Raw genomic sequence first — 6000 nt, 5'->3', positions numbered from 1 at the left:
TGTCCAGGTCTATGAAGTGGTCACCCGAGCGTCCTTCATACATGTCTAACAAGGGAGAAATCCTGCGAATAAGCGAGCATTCGTGAGAAAACTTAATCGTACCGAGGGAGTTCAATCAGAAAAGACGGGGACAGAGTGAGTAGTCAAAGATTCAAGTAAGAGGTTTTGAAGGGCGAAAGGGTTTTTCCACTTTGATAAAATGGAGGTCTGCTGCCTTGGAGAAGCCATACTTAATTTTTGATTTTGATGGAACCATTGTCCAATCCAAAATGTTGGCGGTTGAGCTTTTTAACGAACTTTCCGGAAAATACGGCGGAGATAAAATCGAAGACAGCAAAATTTCGGAGCTGTCCAATTTGTCGCTTCCTGATCGCATGCGGGCGCTTCATGTGCCTTTATATAAGCTGCCTGCTTTGATTCTGGAGGGAAAGAGGGAGTACAGGAAAGCTGTGGTTGGGCTACAACCGGTTGAAGGAATGACCGGGGTCCTTCACAGCTTGAAGCAGAAAGGATATTCGCTTGGTCTGCTGTCGTCCAATACACGGGAAAATATTCAAGCCTTCCTGGACCTTCACTACCTGCATCTGTTTGAATTCATTCATTCTGCTTCGAATTTATTCGGAAAAGACAGGGCTATCGCAAGCGTTGGCCGCAAATACCGGATCAATCGGGAAAACATGTTGTATATCGGAGATGAGCTCAGAGACATTCAAGCCTGCAAGAAAATAGGTGTCAAGGTTGCGGCTGTAACATGGGGATTTGATTCTGCAACTCTTCTGCGGGGTGCGGGTCCTAACTTCCTGTGCCATTCCCCACAGGAATTTGAGAACATGCTTTAGCTTAAATTGACGGACATTTGAACGATGACGAATGGTGTGAAAATTAATCAACAATAGTTCAAACCGCCTTATAATAGGTGGTTTTTTTTTGCAATTCAATACCTTTTCCCCTTTAAACCAAATGATGGAAGTGATAAAATGGCGGGTAAAGAAGGAATGATGGAAGAAGAAGCAAGCATTGGAAGTGTAGCCACACTTCCGAAAAAATGCTTGTTAGGGGTTCCCCCTATGACCCCGAAATTCATTAGGGCTGCGCCCTAAAACCCCTGAAAAAAGAAGGTGATGCCATTGGATAAAAAACGATACAGAGATAAAGAAGTTAAGTTCTTCGTTACGCAAAAGGAATTGGAAATGATCGATAAAAAGGCAGAGGTCGCGGAGCTAGATCGAAGCAAATACCTTAGAAGAATGTCGTTGGAGGGTTACATTATAAAACGTGATTTTTCGCAGGTCGAGCAATTAGTTTATGAGGTCAATAAGATTGGTAACAACATTAACCAAATCGCTCGTCGGGCTAACGAAGTGGAATATGTAAGTGCAGACGATGTTAAATATTTAAGAAAACAGTTAGATGACATCTATAATCAAATCGAAAAATTTTACGATGGGGGATGACTTCATTTTGCCATACGTAAAACAAATTACGATACGAACGACCTTGAACCGATCCTTGAAATATATTGTTAACGATAAAAAAACGGACTACGGTTGCTTTGTAACGGGCGTGAACTGTGCAACGAATGATAAGCTGGCCTATAAGCAGATGATCGGAAATAAGAAAAAACACAATAAAGAAGAAGGAACGCTTGGCTTTCATTTCATTCAATCCTTCAAAGAGAATGAGATTAACGATCCGTACAGAGCACATGAAATCGGATTGAAGTGGGCCGAGAAATTGTTTGGCGATAAGTATCAATTTATCATCAGCACTCACTTAGATAAAGGGCATTACCATAACCACATCATTATTAATTCCGTTTCTCTGGACGGTAAGAAATTCAATGCTTGTAAACAGAGTTTGAAAGACGCAAGGGATTATTCGGATGAAGTTGCGAAGGCGTATAACCTCAATGTGATCCCGTTCAACAAAGATTCCGTTTCAAAATCGTATAAGGAATGGAACGAAGAAAGGCAAGGGACTTCATGGAAAGCTCATATTAAAAATAATATTGACACCGTTATAAAATCAGCCAGTTCGTTTGAGGATTTCATGTACAGGATGAATCAACAAGGTTACACGATGAAACAAGGAAATGTGAAATACATGACGTTTAAGGCTCCCGGCATGGAGAGATCGGTTAGAGGAAAAACACTAGGGGTCGAGTATACAGAAGACCGAATTAAGGAACGGATTCGATTTAAAGCGTTTAATCTTTCTGAATCGAAACACAAATATAAGTATCGGTTTAATCGTAAAACGAGCCGAAACCAAATCATACATGCAGCAAGACAATATCAGTACAGACGGGGAACCTTGGCCGTTAACTTTATGCTTACGATTGCTCTTATTCGAACATTGATTGACCGTAATACTGCTGAGGCCCAAAGAAGAAATGTCAAACGAGATTTTAAAGCAGATATTGAAATATCGAAGTTATCTAATCAACTGAAGTTCATCACCGATCAAAGTCTAAAAAGTCGGTCCGACTTGAAACAGGCGATTACTAAAATGGAAAGCCAAATCCAAGAGATCAATTCCGTTATAAAAGAAGCAACTCAAATGAATCGAAATATGATACTCGTCGTCCAGACCATTGATACGTATAACAAATACAAGCCAATCTACGACGAATATCAAGCGTCTACAATTAAAAAAATGATCCTAAAGAGAAAATACAACACAGAGTTAGAGACGTTTGAAAAGGCGCTTAATCAATTGAAAAAGATCGGCATTAAAGAAAATGAATTACCCTCATATGTTGAAAAGCAAAAATCAGTTGAAAAGAAAATGGAACAGCTAAAGGTAAGATGGGATGCGTCGAAAGAGGAACTATCGAAGCTCATGGAAATCGAAAAAACATTGGACCAAAGAAATCAAATCCTTCTGCCGAGAAATCAAATCAACGAAACAAAAAAACAACGCGACGAAAGATAAAAAACTAGTATACAGTTTTCCGTCCTGGTGTGCAGCTGCAGCTCTTAATCCGTATACAAAAGTGCAGCTGCCGGTGGATCCAAAACCGAAAATCTGTATACGAAAATAAGAGCAGCCCGCGCCGATCGCGCGCGGCCACTCCAATGAAGTGTATACCTTAGACTCATTCTTGTGATAATTGGAGACATGTTACAATATGTAGGGGTTGAAAGGGAAGGTGACTTATGACCAAAGTTTTACTCTTCAATTTTAATGGAACCATTGTAAATACAAAGTTATTGGCCATTCATATCTTTAATGAAATTGCTGAAAAACGCGGCTATAAAAAAATCAAGGATGAAGACATTGATTTACTAAGTACGTTATCGGTGCGTGAAAGGTGTAAAAGGCTTGGTGTACCCCTTTATCAAATGGCTCTTATTGGGATACTCATTAAGCAAAAGTATCAGCAGTACATTCCCACACTGCATTCGGTTGACGGTATGAATGAGGTGATTCACGAATTAAAGCAAAGAAGGTTTCGTTTAGGTTTTTTGACCTCCAACTCCCGTGATATAACAAGCCAGTTTTTAAACAACAATTCAATTAACATTTTTGATTATAGTCATTTTTCATCTAATCCTTTTTCTAAAGCAAAAAATATTTCCTCTTTTCTTAAAAGGAATGGGATAAACAGCGATGAGGTGGTTTATATAGGCGACGAATTAAGGGATATTAAAGCTGCTAAAAAGAATCACCTTTGTTGTATCGCGGCGGCTTGGGGCTACGATTCAATTGATCTTTTGACTACAGGACATGCGGATTATATTGCACAACGGCCAGAAGATATTTTAAGCATTGTTTTAAGGAATTGACCTATGCTGTTTATTTTCTTTTTTAATTTGTTGTTTGGGATCATCCTACTCGTTACGCAACCCAAGGAAAATGAAGCTAACCGATGGATGGTCACATTTATTATGTCCGCTGCAATAGGCGCTCTGTCAGAATATTTAGTGAGTGACGTGATCCCGGAGCTTCAGAAGATAGGGGCCATATCCCTTTCGAATATTACATTTGAGATGCATATCTATTTTCAATTTCTAGGGGAGGTTATTTCTCCTTATGCCATTCTCATGTACGCCATTGTGTATTCGGAAATAGTTAAGCCAAAGACTAAGAAATGGTTGGCATATCTCCTTTCAATACCAATGGTTGTTATGATATTTTTTTCTGACTTCTACCCTGACATTGTCATTAATTTTCGAGTGCTTCTTGTATGGTCTGCCCCGTATTTCTTTATTGCAAGCTGGCTCATGTTCTACACATGGCGCAGTGAAATAAACATGTACCGCAAAAAAAGCAAGTTTCGTGTATTTACCGTCCTGGTTCCTGCTTGGTTAGGTATTTTTTTCTTTAATTACACATTACGGGCAATTGACCCACATACCGAATTATTCCGATTTGTCCCTGTTTTTTTCTCTATAGCCTATGTCTTATTCGTCGGATATATTTTCCTAACGGGTGCCTTTGGAATCAAGATCAAAATAGAACAACAACACGTACTAGATAAGTCTATGCAAATTATGAGTAGTGGAACGGCGATTTTAAATCACACGATTAAGAACGAAGTTAGTAAAATCAGATTTTTCTTCGTTCTCGCTAAAGACTCAATTGAAAATAAAGATTTGGATGAAGCCAAAAGCTCCATTGAATCGGTCTTTTCTGCAATTGAAGGCATTGATAATATGGTGGATCGGATTCGTTCAAAGACGGAAGATATTGTTCTTAAAGAGGGAAATGTCCAACTGGTAGAATTGATTACGAATTGTGTTAATGGAATAAAGGCTATGTACAGTTCTAAAGGCATTCAAATAGAAACACAATTGAAACCGGTTACGTTGCATGGTGACAATGTTCTTTTAGCGGAAGTTATTAAAAATATCCTTAATAATGCCATAGAAGCTATCGATGTTCCAGACGGAAGGATATATGTTCAGTTGTTTCAGATGAAGAATGGGATAAGTATTGAGATTAGTGATAACGGTGTTGGAATCCCCAAAGAAGAACTAAACCGGATCATGGAACCATTCTTTTCGACAAAGAAGAGCATAAAAAACCATGGTCTAGGACTTAGTTTCTGTTATAAGGCAATCCGAGCACATGATGGCGAAATTATTGTACATAGTGAGGTGAACAAAGGAACTTCTGTCATTATCCAGTTGCCTAAATCGCGGGTCGCTCAACAAAGCTCGATGCATACATGATCGTATAGTTTTGGAATGGAGGTAAACCCATATGGAAAATAAAAAAATAAGAGTGGTTTTGGTCGAGGACGAGCCTTTTTGGCAGGAGAACATATCCAAATATATTGCAAAGGGGACAAATAATATCGATGTCGTTCGAGTTGTAGGATGTAAGGAAGAGATGCTAAAAATTGTGAAAGAGGTACCCGACATCGATGTTGTATTATTGGATTTAAACCTTACGAGAGCTAATTTAGATGGGATTGAGCTTATAAAGGAATTAAGTGATCGGGGACTTAAAATAATTGCACTTACTTCAATTGTTGATGAAGAAGTCATTATTAATTCTTTTGAATCTGGAGCAATCAATTATATAAACAAGTCCAGCATATTTGACATCATATCAGCTATACAGGAAGCTGCTGAGGGCAGGAATCGAATTCACCCCGATGCTTCCCCCGCCTTGCTATCTCGAATTAAGGAAGAAAAGAAAATGAAGGCTCTTAGCCCTTCCGAACAAGAAATTTATATCCTGCAACAAAAAGGATACGGGAGGAAGCAAATTGCAGAAAAGCTCTATAAATCGATAGATACAGTTAAAAAACAAATTCAGTCCATAAAGAAGAAATTAAATGCGTAGCAAAGCATTACGCTCCTCAAAGTAGGGGCTATTTTTTTTGTACACATCATTTGGCCGCGGCAGCGCCCGATCCGCGCCGTCACCCTATTTTTTTGTATACAGATTAGTGGAGTAGATCTCGCCGGCAGCTGCCTTTTTGTGAACGTAAAACGGATGATAAAGCTAATTGAGCAAAAGCAGCCCATCCTCAGTTGAGGATGGACT

At 39.1% G+C, this 6000-nt stretch carries 6 protein-coding genes; all 6 read left to right on the top strand.

Features of this window, described 5'->3' with window-relative positions:
- Positions 1 to 215 precede the first annotated feature (215 nt).
- The 6 genes from AC0YNV_RS36480 to AC0YNV_RS36455 all read left to right on the top strand — a co-directional run bounded on the left by AC0YNV_RS36480 (position 216) and on the right by AC0YNV_RS36455 (position 5796).
- Positions 216 to 839: an HAD-IA family hydrolase gene (locus AC0YNV_RS36480; RefSeq protein WP_475772445.1), complete on the top strand. Its 624-nt coding sequence runs from the start codon at positions 216 to 218 to the stop codon at positions 837 to 839.
- 288 nt (positions 840 to 1127) lie between these two features.
- A complete protein-coding gene (locus tag AC0YNV_RS36475; RefSeq protein ID WP_475772444.1) occupies positions 1128 to 1454 on the top strand; it encodes a plasmid mobilization protein in 327 nt (108 codons plus the stop codon).
- Between the two features lie 7 nt (positions 1455 to 1461).
- On the top strand, positions 1462 to 2934 hold the full coding sequence (locus tag AC0YNV_RS36470; RefSeq protein WP_475772443.1) for a relaxase/mobilization nuclease domain-containing protein: 1473 nt from the start codon (positions 1462 to 1464) through the stop codon (positions 2932 to 2934).
- A 224-nt stretch (positions 2935 to 3158) separates the two neighbouring features.
- Complete coding sequence (locus AC0YNV_RS36465; RefSeq protein WP_475772442.1) at positions 3159 to 3788, top strand: HAD-IA family hydrolase; 630 nt, start codon at positions 3159 to 3161, stop codon at positions 3786 to 3788.
- Between the two features lie 3 nt (positions 3789 to 3791).
- Entirely contained in the window at positions 3792 to 5177 is a 1386-nt protein-coding gene (locus AC0YNV_RS36460) for a sensor histidine kinase (RefSeq protein ID WP_475772441.1), read from the top strand.
- Between the two features lie 31 nt (positions 5178 to 5208).
- Positions 5209 to 5796: a response regulator gene (locus AC0YNV_RS36455; protein WP_475772440.1), complete on the top strand. Its 588-nt coding sequence runs from the start codon at positions 5209 to 5211 to the stop codon at positions 5794 to 5796.
- Positions 5797 to 6000 lie beyond the last annotated feature (204 nt).

This window comes from Paenibacillus sp. JT31N11 (assembly GCF_056269285.1).
Note: the sequence above shows the minus strand (reverse complement) of the source record. Positions and strands in the feature narration are given on the sequence as shown.

Coding starts and splice junctions, on each gene's coding strand:
- AC0YNV_RS36455 (WP_475772440.1), top strand. CDS start 5,209: ATGGAAAATAAAAAAATAAGAGTGGTTTTGGTCGAGGACGAGCCTTTT.
- AC0YNV_RS36460 (WP_475772441.1), top strand. CDS start 3,792: ATGCTGTTTATTTTCTTTTTTAATTTGTTGTTTGGGATCATCCTACTC.
- AC0YNV_RS36465 (WP_475772442.1), top strand. CDS start 3,159: ATGACCAAAGTTTTACTCTTCAATTTTAATGGAACCATTGTAAATACA.